Annotated in this window: 23 protein-coding genes, 1 tRNA gene and 1 riboswitch; of the genes, 7 read left to right on the forward strand and 17 right to left on the reverse strand. The window is 60.7% G+C overall.

Annotation, left to right across the window (positions count from 1 at the left end):
• Positions 1 to 61: 61 nt before the first annotated feature.
• On the forward strand, positions 62 to 2068 hold the full coding sequence (locus GA0061100_RS23835) for a methyl-accepting chemotaxis protein (RefSeq protein WP_075855285.1): 2007 nt from the start codon (positions 62 to 64) through the stop codon (positions 2066 to 2068).
• A gap of 84 nt (positions 2069 to 2152) precedes the next feature.
• Here GA0061100_RS23835 and GA0061100_RS23840 read toward each other — a convergent pair whose 3' ends face one another.
• On the reverse strand, positions 2153 to 2728 hold the full coding sequence (locus tag GA0061100_RS23840; protein WP_075855286.1) for an acyltransferase: 576 nt from the start codon (positions 2726 to 2728) through the stop codon (positions 2153 to 2155).
• Positions 2729 to 2846: 118 nt separating this feature from the next.
• Positions 2847 to 4073, reverse strand: a complete 1227-nt coding sequence (locus GA0061100_RS23845) for an MFS transporter (protein ID WP_075855287.1) — start codon at positions 4071 to 4073, stop codon at positions 2847 to 2849.
• A 101-nt stretch (positions 4074 to 4174) separates the two neighbouring features.
• On the opposite strand from GA0061100_RS23845, the gene GA0061100_RS23850 reads away from it, so the two are divergent.
• Positions 4175 to 5083 (forward strand): LysR family transcriptional regulator, encoded by a 909-nt coding sequence (locus GA0061100_RS23850; RefSeq protein WP_075855288.1) that lies wholly within the window; start codon positions 4175 to 4177, stop codon positions 5081 to 5083.
• 9 nt (positions 5084 to 5092) lie between these two features.
• Here the strand turns inward: GA0061100_RS23850 and GA0061100_RS23855 are convergent, their stop codons facing one another.
• On the reverse strand, positions 5093 to 5470 hold the full coding sequence (locus tag GA0061100_RS23855) for a VOC family protein (RefSeq protein WP_075855290.1): 378 nt from the start codon (positions 5468 to 5470) through the stop codon (positions 5093 to 5095).
• Between the two features lie 233 nt (positions 5471 to 5703).
• Between GA0061100_RS23855 and GA0061100_RS23860 the strand changes: the two genes are divergently transcribed.
• A complete protein-coding gene (locus GA0061100_RS23860) occupies positions 5704 to 6687 on the forward strand; it encodes a hypothetical protein (protein WP_075855291.1) in 984 nt (327 codons plus the stop codon).
• 14 nt (positions 6688 to 6701) lie between these two features.
• Here the strand turns inward: GA0061100_RS23860 and GA0061100_RS23865 are convergent.
• Positions 6702 to 6775, reverse strand: a tRNA-Gly gene (locus GA0061100_RS23865).
• Positions 6776 to 6833: 58 nt separating this feature from the next.
• Entirely contained in the window at positions 6834 to 7928 is a 1095-nt protein-coding gene (locus tag GA0061100_RS23870; RefSeq protein WP_075855293.1) for a 2'-deoxycytidine 5'-triphosphate deaminase, read from the reverse strand.
• 72 nt (positions 7929 to 8000) lie between these two features.
• A riboswitch (SAM riboswitch) is annotated at positions 8001 to 8079 on the forward strand.
• A gap of 43 nt (positions 8080 to 8122) precedes the next feature.
• Here GA0061100_RS23870 and GA0061100_RS23875 point away from each other — a divergent pair.
• Positions 8123 to 9310: an O-succinylhomoserine sulfhydrylase gene (locus GA0061100_RS23875; protein ID WP_075855294.1), complete on the forward strand. Its 1188-nt coding sequence runs from the start codon at positions 8123 to 8125 to the stop codon at positions 9308 to 9310.
• 77 nt (positions 9311 to 9387) lie between these two features.
• Here GA0061100_RS23875 and GA0061100_RS23880 read toward each other — a convergent pair whose 3' ends face one another.
• Positions 9388 to 10101, reverse strand: a complete 714-nt coding sequence (locus GA0061100_RS23880) for a DNA helicase (protein ID WP_075855296.1) — start codon at positions 10099 to 10101, stop codon at positions 9388 to 9390.
• Positions 10102 to 10714: 613 nt separating this feature from the next.
• On the opposite strand from GA0061100_RS23880, the gene apaG reads away from it, so the two are divergent.
• The gene (gene apaG / locus GA0061100_RS23885) at positions 10715 to 11107 is read left to right on the forward strand and encodes a Co2+/Mg2+ efflux protein ApaG (protein ID WP_075855483.1); all 393 of its coding nucleotides are present in this window, start codon (positions 10715 to 10717) and stop codon (positions 11105 to 11107) included.
• Positions 11108 to 11113: 6 nt separating this feature from the next.
• On the opposite strand, the gene GA0061100_RS23890 is transcribed toward apaG, so the two are convergent.
• From GA0061100_RS23890 to GA0061100_RS23900, 3 genes are all read right to left on the reverse strand, one after another.
• A complete protein-coding gene (locus tag GA0061100_RS23890) occupies positions 11114 to 12103 on the reverse strand; it encodes an Hsp33 family molecular chaperone (protein ID WP_075855297.1) in 990 nt (329 codons plus the stop codon).
• 48 nt (positions 12104 to 12151) lie between these two features.
• Entirely contained in the window at positions 12152 to 13069 is a 918-nt protein-coding gene (argF, locus tag GA0061100_RS23895; RefSeq protein WP_075855299.1) for an ornithine carbamoyltransferase, read from the reverse strand.
• A 73-nt stretch (positions 13070 to 13142) separates the two neighbouring features.
• On the reverse strand, positions 13143 to 14342 hold the full coding sequence (locus GA0061100_RS23900) for an aspartate aminotransferase family protein (protein WP_075855300.1): 1200 nt from the start codon (positions 14340 to 14342) through the stop codon (positions 13143 to 13145).
• A 425-nt stretch (positions 14343 to 14767) separates the two neighbouring features.
• Here GA0061100_RS23900 and GA0061100_RS23905 point away from each other — a divergent pair, with 425 nt between their 5' ends.
• Entirely contained in the window at positions 14768 to 15295 is a 528-nt protein-coding gene (locus tag GA0061100_RS23905) for a GcrA family cell cycle regulator (protein WP_075855302.1), read from the forward strand.
• A 91-nt stretch (positions 15296 to 15386) separates the two neighbouring features.
• On the opposite strand, the gene phoB is transcribed toward GA0061100_RS23905, so the two are convergent.
• From phoB to phoR, 7 genes are all read right to left on the reverse strand, one after another.
• A complete protein-coding gene (phoB, locus tag GA0061100_RS23910; protein ID WP_004128368.1) occupies positions 15387 to 16070 on the reverse strand; it encodes a phosphate regulon transcriptional regulator PhoB in 684 nt (227 codons plus the stop codon).
• Positions 16071 to 16101: 31 nt separating this feature from the next.
• Positions 16102 to 16815 (reverse strand): phosphate signaling complex protein PhoU, encoded by a 714-nt coding sequence (phoU, locus tag GA0061100_RS23915; RefSeq protein ID WP_075855303.1) that lies wholly within the window; start codon positions 16813 to 16815, stop codon positions 16102 to 16104.
• A gap of 51 nt (positions 16816 to 16866) precedes the next feature.
• The gene (gene pstB / locus GA0061100_RS23920; protein WP_075855304.1) at positions 16867 to 17682 is read right to left on the reverse strand and encodes a phosphate ABC transporter ATP-binding protein PstB; all 816 of its coding nucleotides are present in this window, start codon (positions 17680 to 17682) and stop codon (positions 16867 to 16869) included.
• A 14-nt stretch (positions 17683 to 17696) separates the two neighbouring features.
• The gene (gene pstA, locus GA0061100_RS23925; RefSeq protein ID WP_075855305.1) at positions 17697 to 19031 is read right to left on the reverse strand and encodes a phosphate ABC transporter permease PstA; all 1335 of its coding nucleotides are present in this window, start codon (positions 19029 to 19031) and stop codon (positions 17697 to 17699) included.
• Complete coding sequence (gene pstC, locus GA0061100_RS23930) at positions 19028 to 20509, reverse strand: phosphate ABC transporter permease subunit PstC (RefSeq protein WP_075855307.1); 1482 nt, start codon at positions 20507 to 20509, stop codon at positions 19028 to 19030. The genes pstA and pstC overlap by 4 nt, the downstream gene beginning before the upstream one ends.
• A 62-nt stretch (positions 20510 to 20571) precedes the next feature.
• Positions 20572 to 21606 (reverse strand): substrate-binding domain-containing protein, encoded by a 1035-nt coding sequence (locus tag GA0061100_RS23935; protein WP_075855308.1) that lies wholly within the window; start codon positions 21604 to 21606, stop codon positions 20572 to 20574.
• 185 nt (positions 21607 to 21791) lie between these two features.
• Positions 21792 to 23018, reverse strand: coding sequence for a phosphate regulon sensor histidine kinase PhoR (gene phoR / locus GA0061100_RS23940; RefSeq protein WP_342196272.1), 1227 nt, complete (start codon positions 23016 to 23018; stop codon positions 21792 to 21794).
• 276 nt (positions 23019 to 23294) lie between these two features.
• On the opposite strand from phoR, the gene ppk2 reads away from it, so the two are divergent.
• Positions 23295 to 24176: a polyphosphate kinase 2 gene (ppk2, locus tag GA0061100_RS23945; protein WP_075855310.1), complete on the forward strand. Its 882-nt coding sequence runs from the start codon at positions 23295 to 23297 to the stop codon at positions 24174 to 24176.
• A gap of 82 nt (positions 24177 to 24258) precedes the next feature.
• Here the strand turns inward: ppk2 and GA0061100_RS23950 are convergent, their stop codons facing one another.
• Positions 24259 to 25506: a hypothetical protein gene (locus GA0061100_RS23950; protein WP_075855312.1), complete on the reverse strand. Its 1248-nt coding sequence runs from the start codon at positions 25504 to 25506 to the stop codon at positions 24259 to 24261.
• Between the last annotated feature and the right edge of the window lie 286 nt (positions 25507 to 25792).

Genomic DNA, 25792 nt, shown 5'->3' on the forward strand with positions numbered 1-25792 from the left:
ACGGGCGAGCGGGTTCTTGGTCTCACTCTGAATAAGGCACGGCATTCGCAGGCGGACCACCATGTTCAGGAACCTGAAAATCAAAACCAAGATGCTCGCCGTGATCCTGTTTCTCGGCGTCATTTCCTTCGTCGGCCTGCTATTGATCACCAGCGAATTCCACAAGGCGGATCGGGCCTATAGCGCCTTCCTCGACAATGAAGCCGTCGCGGCGAGCGAGGCCGCGCGTGCGAGCGCTGCCTCTCTCGCTTCCGTGCTGCAAGCAAGCCTGATGCTGAATTTCGATCCCGGCAGTGACGCCTTCAAGGCGATTGCGGCGGGCAGCAGCTATTTCGGCGAAGCCAAGCAAAGACTGACCCATGCGGAAAATCTCATTCCCTCGGCAAAGCAATCGATCGATGAGATCCTTGCCCGTCTCGATGAGGTGCAAAGCCTCACCGAAAAGACCATCGATCAGCGCAAGAACGGCGACCTCAAGGGCGCCGAGGCGACTCTGATGCTGGTCAACCAAAAGCTGCCCAAGCTCATTGCCAGCATCCAGGCCAACGACGATGCGCTGACAAACCGGATGAACCAGGGCGCCGATGCCTTGTCGGTCCATCTCAACAGCTCCGTCAACTACATGCTCATGGCTCTCGCCGGGTTGATCATGCTGGCCATCCTCCTCGGCATGTATGCCGCGCAGAAGGGCATCGCCGCGCCGCTGATGCGGCTGCATCAGCGCATGACGACACTTGCGCATGGCGACACGGCAAGCGAGATCGAGGGCCAGGAGCGCCGCGACGAGATCGGGCAGATGGCCTCCGCCGTCGCCATATTCCGTGACAACGCCGTCGAGCGGTCCCGCCTTGAAGCGCAGACCGAGGCGGATCGCATCCTCAGCGACAGCGAGCGTAGCCAGCGCGAGACAAGGCAGGCTGCCGAAGCGGCACAGCTTCAACAGGCCGTTCAGGCTGTCGGCGACGGCCTAAGGCGTCTTGCGGAAGGCGATCTCGTCACGCAGATCGATACCCAGTTCGTTGCGCATCTCGATCAGTTGCGGCAGGACTTCAACAGCTCGCTCGACAAGCTCAACGCAACGATACAAGCCGTCGGCTCCAACGCCCGCGCCATCAGTGCCGGTGCCGACGAAATCCGTGGCGCAGCCGACGAGCTTTCCAAGCGTACCGAACAGCAGGCCGCTTCCGTCGAGGAAACCGCTGCCGCCCTGGAGCAGATCACCACCACCGTCAAGGACGCCGCCAAGCGCACGCAGGAGGCCAGCCAGCTCGCCGCCCATACCCGCGGCGACGCGGAACACTCCGGCGAGATCGTCCGCAATGCAATCGAAGCCATGCAGCAGATCGAAAAGTCCTCGGGCGAGATCGGCAACATCATCAGCGTCATCGACGATATTGCCTTCCAGACCAATCTTCTGGCGCTGAATGCCGGCGTCGAGGCCGCCCGTGCGGGGGATGCCGGCAAGGGCTTTGCCGTCGTCGCCCAGGAAGTGCGCGAGCTTGCTCAGCGCTCCGCCAATGCTGCCAAGGAAATCAAGGGTCTCATCGCTACTTCCGAAACGCATGTACGTACGGGCGTCGGACTGGTCAGCGAAACCGGCAAGGCACTCGATGCCATCGTCTCGGGCGTGCAGGAAATCAACCGGCATGTGCAGGCGATCGCCGAAGCCTCCCGCGAACAGTCGGCTGGCCTGCAGGAGATCAATACGGCCGTCAACAGCATGGATCGCGGCACGCAGCAAAATGCCGCCATGGTCGAGGAGAGCACGGCTGCAAGCCACAGCCTGGCGACGGAGGCTGCCTCGCTGTCCAACCTGCTTGCTCAGTTTCGCACGGATGGCGGCGATGCCATGCGCGTCTCTGCGAAACCTGTCGTCAGCCCAGCGCCGAGGCCGGCACCTCGACCGGCGGCCCCGCCGGTTGCAACTCCGCGTATCCGGGCCGTCGACAATGCCAAGGTGCGGCCGGCCGCTTCTCCCGCGCGTGCGCTCGGTCAGAAGCTGCTGAGCGCCTTCGGTGCCACGCCGGCGGCGACAACGAGCAAGGAATCGGACTGGACTGAGTTCTGAAACCGGCAACGTCGGCATCGACAGCCACTCGCGGTGCATTCAATGTAAAGCGTCCAGCCCGACGAGATTACCCGGTCGAACTGCTTACTTTTTCGCGCGGGCGAATTGTTCGACCCTTGCAGATCCGCGGTCGCCGGTTTCTCCGCGCCGCTTCAGTAGCCTTGCGGGAGCTCCGACATAGATGCCATAGGGCTCGGTCTTTCCTTTGACAACGGCATTGGCGCCGATGACGCATCCCTTGGCGACGTGGGCGCCGCCGAGGATCTTGGCGCCTGCGCCGATCCAGACATCATCTTCAATGACGATCGGCTTCTTCGTGACACCCTGAAGGCGGATCGGGCGGGAAACATCATCGAAATTGTGATCGAAGGAGACGATCATCGCATGAGCGGCGATGCGCACGTCGTTGCCGATGGAGATGCCGCCACGGCCCAGCAGGATGCTATAATCGTTAAAGGAAACGTGGTTGCCGACCTCGATACTGCCTTCTTGCGCATCGATGACCACTCCCTTACGGAAATGCACTCTCTCTCCGATGCGAACGTCGCCGCGCCTCCAGATGATCCTGGTGCCGAGAGGGACTTTGGTGCTGCGGGCAATTCTCAGCACACCGCTCCTGAAAACGGCTCTCAGCCTGTAAAGCCATGCAATTCCACGCATTCCGACACTCCTGACAAGGGGCGTCTGTTTTTACATGTTTGTCTGGCGCCCACCTGAAAGGGCTACAAATGGCGATGCGGCCGTGCGATCACAAGTGCTGCCCGTCTCCTGGCATCGTTCAGGTGCGTGCGGCAAAGCCCGTGATCAATGCAATCACGCCAAAGCCCGCGGCCCCTGCACAGACAGCAACCCAGCCGCCGAAATCCCATGCCGTGCCGGCAAGCGCCGATCCGAGAGCTCCGCCGAGAAAGAAGATGCCGACGAAGAGACCATTGATGCGTCCGCGAGCCTCCGGCTTCAGGAGATTGACGGCACGACGGCCCAAGGTCTGGTCTCCGGTGACGCCGACATCGAGCAGGACGGCGCTGGCACCCAGGAGGATCAGCAGGGCCATAGAGTCGCTCGACCGTATTGCGCCTACCCATGCGGCGAGCGCCATGGCGGCAAGGACGATCAGATGCGAGGCCAATGTCGCCGTCCGTGTCCAGCCCCTGTCACCCATGCGGCCGAAGACAGAGGTCGCGGCAGCGCCGCCGGCGCCCACGAGGGCAAACAGTGCGATGCCGGATTGGCCAAGCGAGAATGGTGGTTGTGCCAGACGCAGGGCGACGGAAGTCCAGAACAGGCTGAAGCTTGCCATCATCAACGCGGCGGTGAAGGCGCGCAGCCTCAACACCGGCTCCTCCCGCAAGAGATCGAAGAGCGAGCCGATCAAGGCCCCGTAGCTTGCGCTGACCAACGGGCGCCGCTCCGGCAGGCGCAGGGCGAGAACGGCCGCCAAGAGCGCGAGCGTCACCGCACTCATGGCATAGAAACTTCTCCAGCCCCAGAAATCGGCGATCAGGCTCGCTAGCGGGCGCGAGACAAGAATGCCGACCATGACACCGCTCATGACATTGCCGATTACCCGGCCGCGATGTTCAGGCGGTGCCATGGCGGCTGCGATCGGCACGAGGATCTGGATCGCCGAACAGGCCGCCCCCAGCAGGAAGAGGAAGATCAGCAGGCTCCAGCCCGTCGGCGCGAAGGCGGCGGCAATAGCCATGACCAGAGCCGAGACAAGCATGCGCAGCACCAGCCGCCGATTTTCCATGAGATCCGCCAGCGGCACTAGAAAAAACAGGCCAGCGGCATAACCGAGCAGCGAGGCCATGGCTACCAGGCCCGCGCCGCTCTCGGAAAAGCCGAGCGAGGGGCCGATGATGCCAACCAGCGTCTGGGGTGCGAAGAGATTGATGATGATGACGCCGGTGGCGATGGCGAACAACAAGGTCGAAGGAGCGGCCGCTGCCGTGTAAACATCTTCCTCCGGCTCGCTCGTCATGCATTCGGGAACTTGCGACATGAGCTCTCCAATAATTTCTGATAATAAAGATAGCCATGTTTATCGCCTTGTTACATAATGCGGCAATTGAAATGAACTAATAATGATTATGCGAGTTCAGCATGAACATTCATGATCTGGAAGCTTTCGTCGCTGTGGTGGAAACGGGCTCGATTGTCGCGGCCTCTGCACGCATCAATCTGACCCAGCCGGGCATCACCCGGCGCATACAGAACCTGGAAGACAGTCTCGGCATCGCCCTCCTCGACCGGCAATCGAAGCCCCTGAGGCCGACGGCGGCGGGACGCGAGGCCTATGAGCATGGGCGCCGGGTGTTGCGCTCGCTCGACGATCTCAAGGCTGGCGTTTCGCCCGGTGGCACGATCGGCGGTGAATTTCGCCTCGGGATCATGCCCTATCTCTCCGAAGCGGCCTTATCCGCTCCGCTTGATGAATTGCGCAGCCAGTTTCCGCAATTGACGCTACGGATCGTCACCGGCTGGTCGCCACAGCTGATCGAGCAGGTGGCGCACAGTCAGCTCGATGCGGCAACGGTCTGCCTGGCGGAGGGGCTGCAGCCGCCGGACAATGTCGTCGGCGATGTGCTCGGAGTCCACGCCGTCATTCTCGTCGCGGCGCCGTCGCTCGGCGTCCCCAAGGAGCCGAGACTTGAAGATCTCTCCCGTTTCCCCTGGATCATGAATCAAAGCGGCTGCGGCTTTCGCGCCTTCATTCAGCATCGCTTCGAAGCCGAGCGCCTGCCTTTCGATGTCGGAGTCGAGGCCATGAGCGCCGATCTGCGCATGTCGCTGGTTGCGCGCGGACTCGGCATCGGTGTCTTGACGCCGGCCGCGCTGGCCGACAGCCGCTGGCGCAATTCCATCGAGATCATCGAGGCTCCCGATTTCAGCCCGAAGGTCGTCAACTGGCTGGTGCACCGGCCGCCGGCGGGACGCCTTGCTCGTCCAATCGCAACCTTCGGTGAAGCACTAGCGGAAACGCTGAAGGCGAAAAGACCCTTCCTGACCTGAGCCCGGCAATCAGGCGCCGGGTCTGTTGACCATCGCCTCGATATTGTAGCCATCGGGATCGAGGACGAAGCAGGCATAATAATCGGCGCCATAGTCCGGTCGCGGTCCAGGCACGCCATTATCCTTGGCGCCCGCTTCGAGCGCAGCGCGATGGAAGGCATCGACTTCGGCCCTCTTCTGGACTCGGAAGGCGACATGCAAATGCGTCAGAGGCAGCTTGCTGCCGGTATGCTGGATCTCGAAGAGGCTGCCATCGCCGACATCGAACGCCCAGAACACGTGCTCTTTTCCAAAAGACAGGCGATAGCCCAAGGGTTCGAAGGCCCGCTCGTAGAAGGCCTTGCTTCCCTCGAGATCGCTGACTTCGATGGTTATGTGATCAATCACCTCGAGCGCATCCCCGCAATTAAAGACATAAAGACAGGCTAAACAGGGGTGGCGATTCAAACAACAGCTATTGCACGGGCGTCACCATCTTTAATTGCGACGCCTCGCGAGGACAGGCTATGGTGTTCAACAGGCCCCTATCCAGTTTCGCGTACGTACTCGCCTTGGCCATGACAGTGTGGGCCGTTCCTGCGGGATCCTCGGAACTCGGCATCGACCGCTCGGGGCTATCTATGCAGAGCACGGCGGTTCAGGAAAAGACACTCACAGACATTCGAGGCCTGGGTGCTGCCTGGTTTCGCGACGGACCGACATCCGGCTCGGCGCAGGGTGTGGCGAATTTCGTGAATGAGATCCGGCTCGCGAAACAACGGCACCTGAAGGTTCTGATAACCGTCGCCCAGATGGACGAGGACTATGATGTTCCCTTGCAAATGCATGACCGCGGCTGGAAAGCGAAGAAGCTGAGCCAGATCGATCTCACGAAATTCACACAGCGCTTCCAGAGCCTGCTTGGCGCGCTGAAGGCGGCAGGTCTGACGATCGATGCGGTCGAATTCGGCAGCGAGGATGACAGCTATTATTACGATGCGGACGTGCCATACGACCATCCGGCTACGGCAGATGAATTGCACACGTGGCTGCGCGGATACGGCGCATTCCTGAAAACAGGGGCGACCATTCTGCACGATCCTCGCTACTATCCCGCCGCGAAGATCATCACCTTCGGAATGGCCCATGGCTGCGACCCATGTAAAGGCCCGCCCCGTCACCTCATCAACCCGGCCCGGGCCGTCGCCATGCTGAAGAATGTCGATGGTTTCAACTACCTCAGCAATGCCACCTATCACGTGGACGGCTACGGCACGCATATCTACGTGTCGCCGAACTACATCGACGGCATGGCGACGCAGATGCTGCGCCAGGATGCCGCCGCACTCGGCCGGGACAAGTCCCTATGGATCACCGAATGGGGATTCCTCGATCTCAACGCCTTTCCCAACAAGAAAGGCGAGACCCTGAGCCAGTGCATACAGGTGTTTCTCGATACGCTCGACAGGCTTCGCACCCAGATTTCAATCGGGCCGATGATGTTCTATCGCTACGATACCTGGCTGTCGGACGCATCCGGGAAACTGCTGCCCCAAGCCAAGGTGCTCGCTACCTACACAGCGAAACAATCACCCCAAAAGGGAGACGCGGGCGGTCAACTGTGAAACTGTTAGGAAAATGGAGCGGGTGAAGGGAATCGAACCCTCGTATTCAGCTTGGGAAGCTGCTGCTCTACCATTGAGCTACACCCGCCTGCACCCTTGAGATGTCCAACAGTTGGCGGCCTCTGTCAAGGCCGCCAAATAGTCGATCAAAGCCGGAAGTGCTTCGACAGCTTCAGGCCCTGTGCCTGATAGTTGGAGCCGAGGCCGGAGCCGTAGAGGCTGCTCGGCTGCTCCAGCATGTGTTCGTAGATCAGGCGGCCGACGATCTGGCCGTCTTCGAGGATGAAGGGCACCTCGTGGCTGCGCACTTCGAGCACCGCGCGGCTGCCGCGGCCGCCGGCCGGCGCATGGCCGAAACCGGGATCGAAAAAGCCGGCATAATGGACGCGGAACTCGCCGACCAGCGGATCGAACGGCGTCATCTCTGCGGCAAAGTGCGGCGGCACATGCACCGCTTCGCGCGAAACGAGGATATAGAACTCATCGGGATCGAGGATCAGCTCGGTGCGGCCGCGGCTGTAGAGCGGCTCCCAGAAATCGAAAATATCGTGCTGGGCCTTCTTGTCGACATCGACGACGGCCGTGTGATGCTTGCCGCGGTAGCCGATCAGCCCTTCCTTGTCGCCGGCAAGATCGATCGACAGCGCGATGCCGCCGCCGGTGATGTTCGGCTTCTTGCTGGCAACAAGCGTTTCCGTCTCGTGCAGCGCCAGCAGCTCCGGCTCGGTGAGCAGGGCCTGTCCAACGCGGAAGCGGATCTGCGACAGACGCGAGCCGCGGCGAACGACGATCGGGAAAGTGCGCGGGCTGATTTCGAGATAGAGCGGGCCGGAATAGCCGGCCGGGATCTTGTCGAACTCCTGCGCCCGGTCGGTGATGACGCGGGTGAAGATATCGAGGCGGCCGGTCGAGCTCTTCGGATTGGCCGAAGCCGACATATCCTCAGGCAGGTCGAGACGCTCCATCAGCGGCACGATATAGACGCAGCCGGTTTCGAGCACAGCGCCTTCGGAGAGATCGATGACGTGCAACTTCAGCCGGTCGAGCTTGTCGGCGACCAGATGGGACGGGCCGGGCATGAAGCTGGCGCGGACGCGAAAAGCATGCGAGCTAAGCCTGAGATCAAGGCTTGCCGGCTGGATCTGATCGACGTCCAGTTCTCTCTCACTCGTCAGACGCCCCGTTTCAAAGAGCGCTGCGATGGCGCGATCAGCCAAGATTCCAGTATTGCGAGCCATCATGCCTCTCTCATAATTTGTCGCAGACAAAACCAAACTCGGGGAATTGACGCAAGCCGTCAACGGCAGTATTGCAACTTATCCCGTGGTGATTTGGCCGGTCGGCTTGCAGCCACGTTAAACAAATGGCTAAAAAGACCGGGGTTGAACCGGTCTGCTTTCGCGACCGGTTTTTTTGTTTTGAAAGTGGTGATGGCATGAGCAAGACTTGGCGCCCCGCAACCCAGCTCGTACACAACGGAACGCTCCGTTCGCAGTTCGGCGAGACCTCCGAAGCAATCTACCTGACCCAGGGCTTCGTCTATGACACCTCGGAAGCCGCGGAAGCCCGCTTCAAGGGCGAGACGGATGGCTTCATCTACGCCCGCTACGGCAGCCCGACCAACGACATGTTCGAGAAGCGCATGTGCGCTCTGGAAGGCGCGGAAGATGCCCGCGCCACGGCTTCGGGCATGGCCGCCGTCTCCGCCGCCATCCTCTGCCAGCTGAAGGCCGGCGATCATATCGTCGCTGCCCGCGCGCTGTTCGGCTCCTGCCGCTGGGTGGTCGAGACGCTCGCGCCGAAATACGGCATCGAATGCACGCTGGTCGACGGCCGCTTCACCGAGAACTGGGAAAAGGCAATCCGCCCGAACACCAAGGTCTTCTTCCTCGAAAGCCCGACGAACCCGACGCTGGAAGTGGTCGATATTGCCGCCGTCGCCAAGCTCGCCAACCAGATCGGCGCCAAGGTGGTGGTCGATAACGTCTTTGCGACGCCGCTCTTCCAGAAGCCGCTGGAACTCGGCGCCCATATCGTCGTCTACTCCGCCACCAAGCATATCGACGGCCAGGGCCGTTCGCTCGGCGGCGTCATTCTCTCCGACAAGCAGTGGATCGACGAAAACCTGCAGGACTATTTCCGCCATACCGGCCCGGCCATGTCGCCGTTTACCGCCTGGACGTTGCTGAAGGGCATCGAAACGCTGCCGCTGCGCGTTGCGCAGCAGACGGCGAATGCCTCCAAGGTTGCGGATTTCCTCGCCGAGCAGACGAACAAGGTCGCTCGCGTGATCTATCCGGGCCGCAAGGATCATCCGCAGGCCGATATCATCGCCAAGCAGATGAGCGGCGGCTCGACCCTCGTCGCCTTTGAGCTCAAGGGCGGCAAGGAAGCGGCCTTCAAGCTGCAGAACGCGCTGGAGATCGTGAAGATTTCCAACAATCTCGGCGACTCGAAGAGCCTGATCACCCATCCGGCCACCACGACGCACAAGAACCTCACCGACGAAGCCCGGGCCGAGCTCGGCATTTCGCCGGGTACCGTGCGCTTCTCCGCCGGCATCGAAGACGGGGCCGATCTGGTCGAGGATTTCGCCCGCGCGCTCGAGCAGGTTTCCGCCTGATACTGATCGAGCCGCCCGGATTTTCTCTGGGCGGCTCGACCTGCCCTCATCGGGCAATGGCAAGATGTGGCAGCCTGTTAGCCGGCAGCCTTGAACTGAACCCGACCGTTGTTCAGGAAGACCATCTTGTCGAACAGCTTGAGATCCAGCGGATTCGGCAGGCGGACATCCGACAGATCCGGCACGGGCTTCAGCGCCGGATCATAGGACCGGTCGATCTGCGAGACGAAGACGACGATCACGCCTCTGGCACGCGCAAACGCCTTCAATGTCTGAACCTGGGTCATCAGTTCCGGCTTCTCCCGCTTCTGATCCAGCAGCTGCAGAAAATCGACCACCGCCAGCGTGCCGCGCGACGCCTGGGCCAGCCTCTCGACGATATAGTCGCCACTGATGGCGTCGGAATTGTCGAACTCGAACAGATCAGCAAACTCCGCATGATCGGCACCGATCACCGGGAAACGGTCCAGAACGACCCTTTCCGTGTCTTCCAGCGTAAAGAAGACGCCGCGATTGCCAGCCTTCATGGCTTCGACGGCGAGCCTCAAGCTCATCAAGGTCTTGCCGTGGCCGGGCCGCGCGCCGACAAGCACCAGATCGCCCGGGCTCAAACGCGAATACAGCTCGCCGACGGGCACGGCTGAGCTCGTTTTGCTGGCAAGCAAGCTCCAGCCTTCAAAACCTTCGCCGGCCGCAACGCGATCCAACGCGGCGTGCAAGGGGATATTCTGCCGGCGAGACAGAAGTTTCGCCTTACGCTTCAAATGATAAACAGGGGCAGAAAGCCTCATCTAAACCTCCTATTGCGAGCAATGACCGCAACCCCTCCTTATGCCAGGCGCTCAAACAGTCGGTTTGGATATCGACGGCCCTGCACGAAATATACTTTCCCGTATGGAGGGGGGAGGCACGGGCCATGCCAGAATCAGATGATAGCCGAAATCCTGCTGACAGGGAATCCGGAGCAAGCTCCCCTAGAGGAACATAAGAAAGGAACAGGGCTTATATGGCCAGGAGGTTTTAACAACTGGCGATCAGATGTGACGACCGGTGCTTGAAGTGCACCAGCAATCGCAGCAAGCGTATTTACGCGCCGCACGCCCCATCAGCGGGCATTACGGTAGACAAGACTAAATGACGCGCGAAACAAGATACTTTGAGAAGAAGGGACTAACCTTTTTCATCGACCGTAATAACTGAATTTCAGAACGGCCCGTCTCCGTGAGCGAGATTTCATCACGCCGTTCCTTGACGGAATGGATTGGTTATAGGATACCGCTAGATATTCTGCGCTTTGCGGGAGTAGTGGAAAGCGGATAATATGCCGCAGACTTGAAAATGCTGAAACGACAATGGGGCTTCAAGGAGCGCCCGGCGTTTCAGGGCAGTGGCAAGGTATCAGGCATGTATCGCGCCCTAACACGCGACATCGAAGTGGTTGTAGAGCCGTTTTATCTGGAGGAGCAATCCGACCCGGACGATGATCGCTATGTCTGGGGATATCGCATCGTCATTTCCAACCACTCGGAACAGGCCGTGAAACTGGTGACGCGCTACTGGCACATCACCGACATGAACGGCATGGTGGATGAGGTGACCGGGCCTGGCGTCGTCGGCGAGCAGCCGCATCTGAAACCGGGCGATACCTATGAATATTCCTCAGGCTGCCCGCTCGACACGCCCTCAGGCATGATGTTCGGCCACTATCAGATGGAGACGGACGACGGGGAGCTCTTCCATGTCAAGATCCCCGCCTTCTCGCTGGATACACCGAACCTGCTTCGCACGCTGAATTAAGCGGCATCAGGCCACTTCAATCTCCGACACTTCGAAGCGATAAGTGGTCGAGCAGAATTCGCAGGTCACGGCGATCTCGCCATTGTCCTGGCTCGCTTCGATTTCCTCGGCCGTAAACCCCTTCAAGACGCCCTTCAGCTTGTCGCGCGAGCACGAACAGCGGTCATAGACGGCCTTCGGCTCGTAGACGCGCACGCCGCGTTCGTGGAAGAGACGATAGAGAAGACGCTCGGTGCCGACTTGCGGATCCGTCAGCTCATCGGCATCGATGGTTTCCACAAGGCTGCGCGCTTCCGCCCAGGCATCGTCCTCGACATGGTTGCGAACACCGGAATCGCCATCACCGCCATGCAGGTCCGGCTGGCGCATGCGTTCGGGCGCTTCCGGCAGGAACTGCGCGATCAGGCCGCCAGCACGCCAGCGGTGGCGCGGCTTGCCATTCTCGTCGCGATCGAAGAGTTCCGCAGCACCGAGGCGCACGCGCGTCGGTATCTGTTCCGACTGGCGAAAATAAGTGCCGGCGATCTCCTCGAGCGAAGCGCCATCGAGTGCCACGATACCCTGATAGGGCTGGCTGAAACGTCCCTGATCGATGGTGAAGGCGAGCACGCCCTTGCCGAGCAGCTGCTCCGGCTCGGTCCGGCCTTCGGCGACAGCCTTTGCCAAAGCTTCTTCGTCGAAACGAGCGTAGGCGCGAACATTTTCCGGCGTCGAGAAATCGGCAACCAGAAGGTCGACGGGGCCGTCGCCCTTGGTCTGCACGGTGAACTTGCCTTCGAACTTCAGCGACGTGCCGAGCAGGACGGTGAGAACAACGGCCTCGGCCAGAAGGCGTGCAACCGGCGTCGGATAGTCGTGCCGGGCGAGGATCGCATCCAGCAGCGGACCGAGCTGCACGGCACGGCCTCGCACGTCCAAACCTTCCACCTGGAAGGGAACGACGTGATCGTCACCGGCGAAATCGAACTGACCCAGCGTTGAGGCATTTTCGGCCATTGCTTTACTCCTACTGCGCCCGCGCCTTTGAGGCGCGGTTTGATATCTTCAGATCGCGCCCAGGCACCAAGCAAGAATCGACTTTTGCGCATGAAGGCGGTTTTCCGCCTCATCAAAGACAACGGATTGCGGACCGTCGATCACCTCGTCCGTCACCTCCTCTCCGCGATGGGCGGGCAGGCAATGCATGAACAACGCGTCTTTGCCGGCCTGTGCCATCAAAGCCTTGTTGACCTGATAGGGCTGGAAGACGTTGTGACCGCGAGCCCGGTGCTCCTGATTCATGGAAACCCAGGTATCGGTTACCACGCAATCGACGCCGGCGACCGCACGGTCTGCATCATGCGAGAGCATGATTTCGGCGCCCTCGTTGCGGGCCCAGTTCAGATAGTGATCCTTCGGCTCGGAACCAAGGGGTACCGCCATATTCATGCGATAGCCAAAACGCGCGGCGCCTTCGATCAGCGAATGCAGCACATTGTTGCCGTCGCCCGTCCAGGCAAGCGTCTTGCCCTTGATCGGGCCGCGATGCTCCTCGAAGGTCATGATATCCGCCATGATCTGGCAGGGGTGCGTATCGTCTGTCAGCGCGTTGATGACAGGCACGGTCGCGTGTTCCGCCAGCTCCAGCAGGCGGGAGTGATCGGTCGTGCGGATCATGATGGCATCGACATAGCGCGACAGCACCTTTGCCGTATCGCCGATCGTCTCGGCGCGGCCAAGCTGCATTTCGGTGCCGGAGAGGAACAGCGTCTCGCCGCCGAGCTGTCGCATGCCGACATCAAAGGAGACGCGGGTTCGGGTGGACGGCTTCTCGAAGATCATCGCCAGCATCTTGCCGGCGAGTGGCTTGTCGGCCGTGCCGGCCTTCTGCGCGGTCTTTCGTACGATCGCGTCATCGATGATGTTGCGCAGATCGGCAGCCGGAACGGCAGAGAGATCGAGAAAGTGTTTCGGAGAAGCCATGTCCTTACCTGTACTCCAGAAAAAACAATAACGCCCGCGTGGGGCAGGAACGCCCCGACTGCGGGCGTTGAACTCAAGCCGATTTTTTAGTGCGGGCGGCGCGCGCACGCTCGGCGGCACGCTCCAGGCGAGCGAGACCTTCGCGTGCTTCTTCGGCAGTCACGACCAGCGGCGGCAGCAAGCGGATGACGTTGTCGCCGGCCGGCACGCCAAGCAGGTGCTCCGCACGGATCGCCTGCAGCAGCTCCGCCTGCGGAATGGCCGCCTTGACGCCCAGCATCAGGCCTTCGCCGCGAACATCCTCGATGATGTCGGGGAAGCGATCCTTGAGCGAGGCCAGCCCCTGACGGAACACCAGCGCGACATCGCGCACATGTTGCAGGAAGCCTTCGGCGAGCACGATGTCGAGAACGGCGTTGCCGACGGCCATGGCAAGCGGATTGCCGCCATAAGTCGAGCCGTGCGTGCCCGCCTTCATGCCGGAAGCAGCTTCCGCCGTCGCAAGGCACGCACCGAGCGGGAAACCACCGCCGATACCCTTGGCGACCGCCATGATGTCAGGCTTGATGCCAGCCCATTCATGGGCAAACAGCTTGCCCGTTCGGCCGACGCCGCACTGCACTTCATCAAGGATCAACAGCAGGCCGTGCTCGTCGCAGATCTGGCGCAGCCCCCGCAGGAATTCATTGGTGGCCGGGCGGATGCCGCCCTCGCCCTGCACCGGTTCGATCAGGATCGCGGCCGTGGCGTCGGTGATAGCGGCACGCACGGCATCGAGATCGCCGAACTGCACCTGGTCGAAGCCCGGCGCCTTCGGGCCGAAACCTTCGATATACTTTTCCTGGCCACCGGCAGCGATCGTCGCGATCGTGCGGCCATGGAACGCACCTTCGAAGGTGATGATATGGAACTTTTCGGGATGCCCCTTGGCGAACTGGTAGCGCCGCGCCGTCTTGATGGCGCATTCCAGCGCTTCCGCGCCCGAATTAGTGAAGAACACCTTGTCGGCGAAGGTCACTTCCGTCAGACGCTTCGACAGCTTCTCCTGGCCGGGCACCTCATAGAGGTTGGAAAGGTGCCAGACCTTGTCGGCCTGGGCCTTCAATTCGGCAACAAGATGGGGATGGGCATGGCCGAGCGAGTTGACCGCGACGCCGGCCGCGAAATCGAGGTAGCGCTCGCCATTTTCGGTGACCAGCCAGACGCCCTCGCCTCGCTCGAACCGTAGCGGAGCGCGCATATAGGTGTCATAAAGCGGCGTGGTCTCGGCCATGGCCATATCTCCTCGATCACAACTTTAAGGACCGATCGCTTCCATTTGATGAAACGGGTCCGAAAAAATCAAAAATGCCGCCTTGCGGCGGCCTGGGCACTATTGATGTTTTGCACCGCGATGTCAACAAAACTGGCGTTTTAGCAGGTGCGAGATAGCGCTTGCGGGCGAAAGAGATAGGTTCGGCGGCGCCTATTGCAGAAATGCCACGCCTGGGCAGCAAGTTGGGGAAAACCTCGAAATCGATTCCCCAAGATTCTCGCGACTCTTGTCACGGAGTCAGCCTCACACTAGGTTAAAAACCAATTGCTAGACTGCATGCGGCGGAACTAGTCACCACAATTTTAGAGCGTTTCGCGCCTTGTTCCCATGCGAGGCAATGGTGAGGGATTCTGCCATCGGAAACGCGACAGCGGAGACAGGGCATGAATTGGACAGACGAACGCGTCGAGAAGCTGAAAAAGCTATGGTCCGAAGGGTTGAGCGCCAGCCAAATTGCTGCGCAGCTCGGTGGCGTGAGCCGTAATGCCGTCATCGGCAAGGTGCATCGCCTGAACCTTCCCGGTCGAGCGAAGGCGGGCGGCACGACAACCGCAGCGCGTACGCCGAAGCGCAGCGCCGCAGCACCTCGCGCCGCAAGCTACGGATCGCGCGTTGCTACCCGCACGGTGGTCACCCGCCAGCAGGGCGCAACCATGCTGAAGGAAGAGATCGAGGTCGATTCCGTCAACGAAATTCAATATCGCCCGGCTGCAAATGTCGTCGTTCCGATCTCCCGCCGGCTCGGCCTGACGGAACTGACGGAACGCACCTGCAAGTGGCCGGTCGGCGACCCGCTGAAGGATGATTTCCACTTCTGCGGCAACGACAGCCCGGATTCGTCGCCTTATTGCACCTATCATCAGCGCATGGCCTACCAGCCGGTGCATGATCGCCGGCGCAACAACGGCTGAAAGCCATAAGCAAAACCAAAGAGAAACGGGCCCTCGAGGCCCGTTTTTCTATTTCCGCCGCTATGTCGTAATGCCCGAGCGGCCTTGCCGCTCAGGCTTCCATGGAATAGCCCGCGCCACGAACGGTGCGGATGACATCCTGCATATTGGAGAAATTCAGCGCCTTGCGCAGACGGCCGACATGGACGTCGACGGTGCGTTCGTCGACATAGATATCGTGCCCCCATACGCCATCCAGCAGCTGAGAACGCGAGAAGACGCGGCCCGGTGAGGACATCAGGAACTCCAGCAGGCGGAATTCCGTTGGCCCCAACCGCACTTCGCGGCTCTTGCGATGGACGCGATGGGTTTCGCGATCCAACTCGATATCGCCACAGCGCAGCACCGTGGAGAGAACCTCCGGGCGGGCACGCCGCAGCATCGCCTTGACGCGGGCCATCAGCTCCGGCGTCGAGAACGGCTTGACGACATAATCGTCCGCGCCGGTGGAAAGCCCACGCACGCGCTCGCTTTCCTCGCCGCGGGCCGTCAGCATGATGATCGGCAGGCGCTCCGTCTCCGGCCGCATACGCAGCCGGCGGCAGAGCTCGATGCCGGATACACCGGGGAGCATCCAATCGAGGATCAGGAGATCGGGGATGCGCTCCTGGAGACGCAGCTCAGCCTCATCGCCTCTGAGGATCGTGTCGACCTCGAAGCCTTCGGCCTCAAGATTGTAGCGCAGCAGAACGCTAAGCGCTTCCTCGTCTTCTACAACAGCAACTCTCGGAACCATGCGCCTATGGTCTCCTTTCTTCGCTTCCAGATTATTCCGTCACCGCGCCGACGGTATTGGCGGTATCGTCCTTCGGGCGCTCGCCTTCCGGCTGCGCGCCTGTCGCCATGTAATAGATCGTCTCGGCGATGTTCGTGGCATGGTCGCCGATGCGCTCGATGTTCTTGGCGCAGAAAAGAAGATGCGTGCAGGTGGTGATGTTGCGCGGATCCTCCATCATGTAGGTCAACATCTCGCGGAACAGCGAGGTGTACATGGCGTCGATTTCCTCGTCGCGTTCGCGGATCGACACGGCCTTGTCGGGCGAGCGGGTCGCGTAGACATCCAGAACTTCCTTGAGCTGGCTCAGCGCCAGTTCGGAGAGGTGCTCGATGCCGCGAGCGAGGCGGCGTGGAACGCCGGTGCCCTGAACGGCGATGACGCGCTTGGCGGTGTTCTTGCCAAGATCGCCAACACGCTCCAGGTCGGAGGCGATGCGGATCGAACCCATGATCTCACGCAGGTCGGCTGCCATCGGCTGGCGGCGAGCGATCGTGACGATCGCCTTGTCGCCGACTTCGCGCTCCGCATGGTCGAGAACGACGTCGTCGGAAATGACCTTCTGGGCAAGACCGGCATCGCTGTTGACGAGCGCGCGTACGCTGTCGCTGACCATCTGCTCGGCCAGGCCGCCCATTTCCGCAATGCGGCGCGTCAGGAACTTCAGGTCTTCGTCGTAGGCAGAGAGAATGTGAGTGGAGACCATTTTTCTATCCTCAAGGTGAACTGTGTGAAATGAGCCGCGCGCCTGACATCATCAACCAAAACGGCCCATGATGTAATCCTGCGTGCGGAAATCGTCGGGATTGGTGAACATCTTATCGGTGTCATTCTCCTCGACCAGGTGGCCGAGGTGGAACATTGCGGTGCGTTGCGAAACGCGGGCTGCCTGCTGCATGGAATGCGTCACGATGACGATCGTGAAATTTTCCCGCAGCTCATGGATAAGGTCTTCGACCTTGGCTGTTGCGATCGGATCGAGCGCCGAGCACGGCTCGTCCATCAGGATGACCTCCGGGCTGACCGCAACGGCGCGGGCGATGCACAGACGCTGCTGCTGACCGCCCGACAGGCTCGTGCCGGCGTCATGGAGCCGATCCTTCACCTCGCCCCAAAGACCGGCCTTCTGCAGGCTGGTTTCGACGATATGTTCGAGATCGGCTTTCGAACGATGCAGGCCATGGATGCGCGGACCGTAGGCGACATTCTCATAGATCGACTTCGGAAACGGGTTGGGCTTCTGGAAGACCATGCCGACGCGGGCGCGCAATTCAACGACATCGATGCTGTTATCGTAGACATCCTGATCGTCGAGCGTGATCTTGCCGGTGACGCGGCAAGTCTCGATCGTATCGTTCATGCGGTTGAGGCAACGCAGGAAGGTGGACTTGCCGCAACCGGAAGGACCGATCAGAGCCGTGACCGTATTCGCACGGATCTTCAGATTGACGTCGAAAAGCGCGCGCTTGTCGCCATAGAAGACCGAAACGTCCTGGCCGATCATCTTGTAGGGGATCGTCATCATCTTCTTGGTCAATGCTTTTTCGCTTGCGGCTTCCGTCATCATGTTCATCCTACGGCCCTCCCTTACCAGCGCCGCTCGAAGCGGCGGCGCAGCAGGATGGCGCCGATATTCATTGCAACGAGGAAGAAGAGCAGGACGATGATGGCCCCGGACGTTCTTTCGACGAAGGCACGCTCGGCTTCGCTCGCCCACATGTAGATCTGCACCGGCAGCGCCGTCGACGGATCGAGAGGCGATGTCGGATAGTTGGCGACAAAGGCGACCATGCCGATCAAAAGCAGCGGCGCGGTCTCGCCGAGCGCATGGGCAAGCCCGAGGATCGTGCCCGTCAGAATGCCCGGCATCGCAAGCGGCAGCACGTGATGGAAGACCATCTGCATGCGTGAGGCACCAAGCCCGAGCGCAGCACTGCGGATCGACGGCGGCACGGCACGCAATGCCGAGCGCGTGGCGATAATGATCATCGGCAGCGTCATAAGGCTCAGCACCAGTCCGCCAACCAGCGAGGCCGAACGCGGCAGGCCCATCATGTTGATGAAGACCGAGAGACCCAGCAGGCCGTAGACGATCGAAGGAACGGCCGCGAGATTGTTGATGTTGACCTCGATCAGATCCGTCAGCCGGTTCTTCGGCGCGAACTCCTCCAGATAGATCGACGCCGCAACGCCGACGGGCAGAGCAAGAACGAGCACGGTCAGCATCAGATAGAGCGAGCCGATCAGCGCGACACCGAGACCGGCGGCCTCCGGCCGGCTCGAATTGCCCGATACGAAGAGTCCGCTGTTGAAAGTCTTGTACAGTGCGCCGCTATCGCTGAGCTGTTTCATCCAGGCGACCTGCCGATCGGATACCTTGCGATCCTTCTCGTCGACTGTCAGATCGATCTGACCCTTGTTGGCGGAATCGATATTGGCGCTGGCCAGGAAGGTGACGTTCTCAGTCGTTCCAATGATCGAGGCGTTGGCAACGACCCGGTCACGCAATGCGACCCTCGCGCCATCCGACACCATCGCCATCGCTTCACGAACGAGCACACGATTGGCCGGATCGATGCCAAGCGCCTTCACCAGGGCGTCGCGCACCAGCACCGGATAGTTAGCAGCGATCAGTACCTTCGGATCGCTGGTGCGTTTGGCAGTCGGGTCGATCACCTTCTCGGTGAATTCGATCGGCAGGGTGATCGAGGTCTGAACGAAGGCGGTATAGCCCGTGCGGACCACGGTCGAGACCAGGATGATGAGGAAGACGAGACCAAAGATGACGGCCGTGATGCCGTAGGCGCGGAAGCGGCGCTCGGCGGCGTAGCGTCGCCTGATGCCGATATCGCGGCGCGCGGGCGCACCCGGCGTCAGGCCGCGCGGCATGTTCACCTGAGGGGAGGATACGATGTCGCTCATTCGTATTGCTCCCTGTAGCGGCGGACGATGTAGAGCGCATAGACATTGAGGCACAGCGTCAGGCAGAACAACGTGATACCGAGCGCAAAAGCGACAAGCGTCTGCGGCGAGGTAAACTCCAGATCGCCGGTCAGCTGGTTGACGATCTTCACGGTGACAGTCGTCATCGGTTCGAAGGGATCTAGCTGCATGCGGGCGGCCACGCCGGCGGCCAGCACCACGATCATGGTTTCGCCGATCGCCCGCGACGCGGTCATCAGCAGCGCACCGACGATGCCCGGAAGGGCGGCCGGCAGGAGCACGCGCTTGACCGTTTCGGAACGCGTGGCGCCGAGGCCGAGCGAGCCGTCGCGCAGCGAGCGCGGCACGGCCATGATGATATCGTCCGATAGCGAGGAAACGTAAGGAATGAGCATCACGCCCATGACGAAGCCGGCCGTCAAAACGCTCTGCGCCTCGATGAAGCTTCTGTAGCTCCCGGTCATCAAGCCATCGATCTCGGCGGAGATATCGCGCAGGAAGGGGCCGACCGTGATGAGGGCGAAGAAGCCGTAGACGATCGTCGGAATGCCGGCCAACACCTCCAGCATCGGCTTGGCGATGGAGCGCACGCGCGCCGAGGCATATTCCGCCATGTAGATCGCCGCGAACAGGCCGATGGGCACGGCAAAGAGCATGGCAACGAAGCCGATATAGATCGTGCCGGCCAGCAGCGGGATCAGGCCAAAGGTGCCCGAGGTCTGCGAGCCTGCGCCGGTGAAGCGCGGATCCCAGACGATTCCGAAGAAGAATTCGTTGGCCGGCACCATGCTGAAGAACCGCGCCGCTTCCGAAAGCATGGAAACGACGATCCCGACCGTGGTCAGCACCGCAATGGAAGAGGCGACGATCAGGGCACCGAGAATGACCTGCTCGACACGGTTTCGAGCGCGAAAACGTGGCGCTATGGCGCGCAGGCCATAAGCGGCGCACAGCAGCGACAGGATGATCGCCGCCGCCGACATCACCAGTCGGCTCACTTCGCGCATGCGATTGTACTTGTTGGCGGCATCGATCATATAGCCGGTGGGGCGAACGGCGAGGGGGACGCCCTTCTGCGCCAGCAGCAATTGTAGATCAGCCTTGCCGCCATCGACATCGGCAAGTTCCTCGCTATCGAGCATACGCATGCCGTGGGCGATGCTGCGCACCATGCCGTAGCTGAGATTGAGTTCGGCCAGCGGAAGAGACTGAACCTCCTCGGGGAAGGATTTGGTCACCACGCGGTCGATCACGATTGGGCTGACGATCAGCCAGACGCAGACGAGCGCCAAAGCCGGAAGTATCGCCCAGATAGCGGCATAAGCACCGTGATAGCCGAGCCGGGAATGCATGGACGAAGACCTGCCGCCCGACAGCGCAGCCGCCCTCACCCGCCCCAGCACGAAAGCGGAGGCGCCGAAGACCGACAAGCAGAGCAGCAGCAGCGATACACTCATTCCCATTCCCCGGCGAACGCCGGCGCAGCAACGAGCCGCGCCGGTGCTCGATCCTTACGCACTCACATGATCTTCCCGCCCGCGAAATCCTTGCGGATCTGGTCGCGTTCTGCATCCGGCGCAGGCACGAGGCCATATTCCGCCAGCGGACTGTCCGGTCCGATCATCTGATCGCTCGTGAAGAAATCGACATATTCCTTGAGCCCAGGGATGACACCCAGATGGGCCTTCTTGACGTAAAAGAACAACGGCCGCGATACCGGATAGGTGCCATCGGCGATCGTCTGGCCCGAGGGCACGATGCCGCTGACAGTGGCGACCTTCAGCTTGTCGGCGTTGTTCTGGAAGAAATACAGGCCAAAGACGCCGATGCCGTGCTTGTTGGCATTGATGCGGGCCAGCGTCTCGGGATAGTCGCCGTCGATATCGACAGCGACGCCATCCTTGCGCACGGCTATGCATTTCTTGGCCTGCTGGCCGGCATCGGAAACCGCGGCCTTGATGACATCAGCCGCGCCGGAAGCCTTGCAGCCGGCGGCAAGCACCTTTTCTTCGAAGACTTCGCGCGTGCCATGCTTCTCGCCCGGAATATAGGCGACGATTTCAAAATCCGGCAGCGACGGGTTGATCTCAGACCACTTCTTGTAGGGGTTGGCGACCAGCTTGCCATCGACGACCACTTCGGCGGCAAGCGCCTTGTAGAGGTCGACCGGCTCGAACTTGATGTCGGGATTGCTCTTGTCGAAGGCAAAGACGATGCCGTCATAGCCGATCTTGATCTGCTGGATGTCAGCAACGCCGGCGGCCTTACAGGCTTCGACTTCACTGTCCTTGATCGGGCGCGACGAATTGGCGATGTCGATTGAATCCGTTCCGACGCCCTTGCAGAACTCCTTCAGGCCGGCTCCGGAGCCGCCGGACTCCACCACGGGAGTCTTGAAATTGGTGAAGGTCTCGCCGAAGGTTTCAGCAACGATCTTGGCATATGGAAATACGGTCGACGAGCCGGCAATCTGAATTTGATCGCGGGCGGTTGCAGCTCCTCCAAGGGCAGCCGATGCAACCAGCGCAAGAATGGATATTTTCAAAGCATTCATAACGAATCCCCCTAATGAGCTTTGAAGAGCGCTGAGGTGGACGCCACATCCACTTTTTCAGCAGTCCATTCTTACTGGCGAAAACACCGCCCTTTTATGTCAGGCGAGTGAAACAATTATGACAGACCATCTATCTGATATTATTTGGATAAATCACCGGCTAAAAGAGCGTTTTATAGAGGTTCTCAGAAGCGGACCGTAAAGTCGGTTCCCTTTCCAACTTCCGACTTGACGATCAGTCTGGCGCGGTGGCGGGTCAGGATGTGCTTGACAATAGCAAGCCCGAGACCGGTTCCCTTCTTGGATCGACTGTCCTCAACGTTGACGCGATAGAAGCGCTCGGTCAGACGCGGCACATGTTCTGCGGGTATCCCCGGCCCCTTGTCCGAGACGACGACCTCGACGGCCTGATCGGCACCACTCAGCAGCGAAACTTCGACCGACTTGCCTTCCTGGCCATATTTGCAAGCATTCTCGATCAGGTTCTCGAAGACCTGCACCAGCTCGTCGCGATCGCCCAATACCTCCACCTTGCCTGTCGGCAAATGCAGATTGATGGTCACATCGAGATCACCGGCAAGCGGCAGCAGGGAGTCGCGCACATGGCCAAGCAGGGGTACGAGATCCACCTTCTGATCCGGCGCAATATGTGACTTCAGCTCCAGGCGCGACAGCGAGAGGAGGTCGTCGACCAGCCTGCTCATGCGGGTCGTCTGATCGAGCATGATGCCAAGAAAACGCTGCTGCGCCTTGGCATCGGACTTGGCCGGCCCCTGGATTGTCTCGATGAAGCCGCGAAGCGAAGCGAGCGGCGTGCGCAGCTCATGGCTGGCATTGGCGACGAAATCAGAACGCATGCGGTCGATATGGCGCAGCTCCGATATATCGCGGAAGGAGAGCAGGAAGAGGGCATCCTCTTGCCTGTCGATCTCGGGCAAATGGATCGGTGCGATGCGCACGACATAGACCCGCTCCGAGGGCAGACGCTCGGAATGCTCGATCTGGTTCGGCGTATTGGTGGCGATGGTCTCGCGCACCATATCGAGCAGGCCTGGCGAGCGCAGCTTCGAGGAAATATGCGCTCCAATCGGAAAGGCGCCGAAGGCTTTTTCGACGGCCATGTTCTGCACCAGCACCGACGCTTCACGATCGATGATCAGCACCGGCATGTCGAGCGACGCCAATCCCGCAAAGGCGGTGCGCAATAGGGCTTGCGGATCGACGGGCGCCGACTCGGCCTGCGATGGCACCACCACCCGCTCGACCAGCGGCGGGCGAAGCAGCGTGACGATCATGACGATGGCCCAGATCCAGAATACGGCACCGGTGTTGATGCCTTCAACGAGGGCGAGCGCGGCAATCAGCGTCGCCAGAACCAGGATGGCACTCTCCTGCCGTAGCCGCACTGCCAACTTCCTGACAAATGACCATTCGTCTTCCAACTGCGCCCGTCCCTTCGCCTACCATCATGGAATGCTGGATTCCGCGTCTTATCCGCGATTCATGACAGAAGTATTCGGCTCTATCCACAGAAGCCCGTAACTGACAAGAATAAATGTAGCCGGCAAAACAGGGTGACGGCAAAAGGCTTGAAACCATTGAACAAAAGCTCCAGTTTCCTCGAAGAGCTTTTTTGCCGCCGTCAGGCGGCAGGGTTAACACAGCGTAAACAGCCGAGGAGCCGACATATGGGGGAGAAAGCAGAAAGCCGCGCGGTGGAACTGGATATTCGTGGCGTCAAGCGCATATTCGATGTCGATGATCCCGTCCTGCCGAGCTGGATCGACGACGAGGCTCTGACCTCGGGCGGCTATCCCTACAACAAGAAGCTCAAGGAAGACGAATATCTGGGTGAGCTGAAAGCGCTGCAGATCGAGCTCATCAAGGTGCAATTCTGGCTACAGGCGACCGGCAAGCGGGTGATGGCGCTGTTCGAAGGGCGCGACGCCGCCGGAAAGGGCGGCTCGATTGCCGCGACCTCGGCCCATATGAATCCCCGTCTGGCGCGCGTGGTGGCACTGACGAAGCCAACGGATCGCGAAGGCGGCCAATGGTACTTCCAGCGCTATGTCGCCCAGTTTCCGACGGCGGGCGAATTCGTGCTGTTCGACCGCTCCTGGTATAACCGCGCCGGCGTCGAGCCGGTCATGGGCTTCTGCACGCCGAAGCAATACGAGCAGTTTCTGAAACAGGCGCCGCAGATGGAAAAGCTCATCGTCCAGGAGGGCATCTATTTCTTCAAATTCTATCTCGATATCGGCCGGGAGATGCAGCTGAAGCGGTTCCATGACCGACGTCACGATCCGCGTGCCGTCTGGAAGCTTTCCTCGATGGATATCGCCGCCCTGCCGAAATGGAAGGACTACAGCGAGAAGCGCGATCGCATGCTGAAGGATACGCATACCGACCATGCACCCTGGACCGTCATTCGCGCCAACGACAAGCGACGTGCCCGCCTGAATCTTGTCCGTCACATTCTGCTGACGCTCGACTATGACGGCAAGGACAAGAAGGCCATCGGCAAGATCGACGAAAAAATCCTCGGCATGGGTTCGGACATTCTCGCCTAGAGCCTTTTGCCTTGACGCAATTCCAGGCGGAAAACCGCTGCGCATTTTTCCTGGAATTGCTTTAACGGCATGCAGCCCGGGCTTATTGCCCGGGCAATACGCGGATGGCGTAGATATTGACGCCGCGCGCCTTGCCATCGACATCGCTGTTGATGATCAGGCGGCCCGAACCGGTCGGCGCCATCGAGCGATCGAACTGGACCTGAAAGAGCGAATCCGTCTTCTGGCGGCTGACCGTGAAGCGATGACGCCCGCAACGCCCCAGCGAGCCGAAATCGCATTCCACCGTAATCTGCGTCGGCGCATCCGAGGTTGACTGCAATGTCAAGGCGATCGTCGAGGCCTTGCCAGCCATCTGCTGCAGCACATTGACCGGCACTTCAATCGAACCGCTGCCGCCCGAACCGCTGCTGAGCGAGGTCAGCCGCACGGCAGGTCCCTCGTTCTCGGATACGTTTTCGGCCTTCGACTGCGGGCCGGTCGTAACCTTCGGCGCGTCAGTGGGCTTCAATATCTCGAGCCATTCCGCCGAGAAGCTGTTCTGCGGGTCGATGGTCGCAAGACCCGGATTGACCGGACCGCTATTGTCGTCCTGATCCGACATATCGTCATCGCTGGTATTGCCGCTGAAATCCTGCGAATCGACATGTGCCGGCGGGTTGGGCACGCTCGTATCCCTTTGGGAGGCAGACATGAGCAGACCCGAGCTCTTGATCCACCAGGCGCCGACACCGAGGAAGGCGAGCAGGATGCAGAAGACCAGCAGGCGGGAGAAGAACTTGCGCGGCTTGCGGCGCACGGCCGCGCGCTCCGGCTTGAAATTCATCGATCGTGCCGGGGCCGCATCGGCCGTCGGACGCACATCGCTGTCCGCACCGAGATGATCGGCGGGGCTGGCGCGCATATCGCCGAAATCATCTTCACGCGCCGCCAGCTCGGCCGACGTCGGTTCCGCGGGAACGGCAGGGCCTGCCGACATCGGCGGATCGCGTGTTTCCCCGCGCACGCTCATGACGGGCTCCTGCGGCGATGCGACGGCCTGCCTTGCATCCGGCCTGGGTGCGGCATGAGAGACATGCGGAGCATCCAGCTCCGGCGAAACCGGCATCGCCTGCGCGGGGCGGGCACGCTCCTGGGCTTCGATTTCGCGGATCGTCGCCTCCAGACGCTGGCGCTGGGCGGCGACGACGTTGACATCGGTAATGTCCTGCTTGCGAAGGCCTGCTTCCAGCGCCTGCCGCGCCGACTGATAGATGCGAGCCCGAATTTCCGGATTGGCGCGATCAGACCGATCCAAGGCGCTTCTGATAGCCGTTTCTAATCCGCTCACATCAGATCCTTTACTCTCACCCGCAACATACGCGCAGACTCTGCCGACAAAGCAGCCACATTTTCATCATCCGTTAACCGGATTCGGTAACGCCCAGATTTGCAATAGGCAAGCCTCCGGCATGGGTTAAGGGCACTCGGGCGGGGATAAACGGCAAAGACGACGCAAATGGGGTGACCTCGGAAGCGTGGAGAGGTGTCTGTCGCGGAGGGGATCATCACTATCGCCTGCTGCCTCGTGGCGATTGGCTGTTGCTCGCTGCGGCTTGCTTTCGCCATCTTCCCCT

The sequence above is a fragment of the Martinezella hainanensis genome (assembly GCF_900094555.1).
GTDB lineage: Bacteria > Pseudomonadota > Alphaproteobacteria > Rhizobiales > Rhizobiaceae > Rhizobium > Rhizobium hainanense.

Coding starts and splice junctions, on each gene's coding strand:
- GA0061100_RS23835 (WP_075855285.1), top strand. CDS start 62: ATGTTCAGGAACCTGAAAATCAAAACCAAGATGCTCGCCGTGATCCTG.
- GA0061100_RS23840 (WP_075855286.1), bottom strand. CDS start 2,728: ATGCGTGGAATTGCATGGCTTTACAGGCTGAGAGCCGTTTTCAGGAGC.
- GA0061100_RS23845 (WP_075855287.1), bottom strand. CDS start 4,073: ATGTCGCAAGTTCCCGAATGCATGACGAGCGAGCCGGAGGAAGATGTT.
- GA0061100_RS23850 (WP_075855288.1), top strand. CDS start 4,175: ATGAACATTCATGATCTGGAAGCTTTCGTCGCTGTGGTGGAAACGGGC.
- GA0061100_RS23860 (WP_075855291.1), top strand. CDS start 5,704: ATGCAGAGCACGGCGGTTCAGGAAAAGACACTCACAGACATTCGAGGC.
- GA0061100_RS23870 (WP_075855293.1), bottom strand. CDS start 7,928: ATGATGGCTCGCAATACTGGAATCTTGGCTGATCGCGCCATCGCAGCG.
- GA0061100_RS23875 (WP_075855294.1), top strand. CDS start 8,123: ATGAGCAAGACTTGGCGCCCCGCAACCCAGCTCGTACACAACGGAACG.
- GA0061100_RS23880 (WP_075855296.1), bottom strand. CDS start 10,101: ATGAGGCTTTCTGCCCCTGTTTATCATTTGAAGCGTAAGGCGAAACTT.
- apaG (WP_075855483.1), top strand. CDS start 10,715: ATGTATCGCGCCCTAACACGCGACATCGAAGTGGTTGTAGAGCCGTTT.
- GA0061100_RS23890 (WP_075855297.1), bottom strand. CDS start 12,103: ATGGCCGAAAATGCCTCAACGCTGGGTCAGTTCGATTTCGCCGGTGAC.
- argF (WP_075855299.1), bottom strand. CDS start 13,069: ATGGCTTCTCCGAAACACTTTCTCGATCTCTCTGCCGTTCCGGCTGCC.
- GA0061100_RS23900 (WP_075855300.1), bottom strand. CDS start 14,342: ATGGCCGAGACCACGCCGCTTTATGACACCTATATGCGCGCTCCGCTA.
- GA0061100_RS23905 (WP_075855302.1), top strand. CDS start 14,768: ATGAATTGGACAGACGAACGCGTCGAGAAGCTGAAAAAGCTATGGTCC.
- phoB (WP_004128368.1), bottom strand. CDS start 16,070: ATGGTTCCGAGAGTTGCTGTTGTAGAAGACGAGGAAGCGCTTAGCGTT.
- phoU (WP_075855303.1), bottom strand. CDS start 16,815: ATGGTCTCCACTCACATTCTCTCTGCCTACGACGAAGACCTGAAGTTC.
- pstB (WP_075855304.1), bottom strand. CDS start 17,682: ATGAACATGATGACGGAAGCCGCAAGCGAAAAAGCATTGACCAAGAAG.
- pstA (WP_075855305.1), bottom strand. CDS start 19,031: ATGAGCGACATCGTATCCTCCCCTCAGGTGAACATGCCGCGCGGCCTG.
- pstC (WP_075855307.1), bottom strand. CDS start 20,509: ATGAGTGTATCGCTGCTGCTGCTCTGCTTGTCGGTCTTCGGCGCCTCC.
- GA0061100_RS23935 (WP_075855308.1), bottom strand. CDS start 21,606: ATGAATGCTTTGAAAATATCCATTCTTGCGCTGGTTGCATCGGCTGCC.
- ppk2 (WP_075855310.1), top strand. CDS start 23,295: ATGGGGGAGAAAGCAGAAAGCCGCGCGGTGGAACTGGATATTCGTGGC.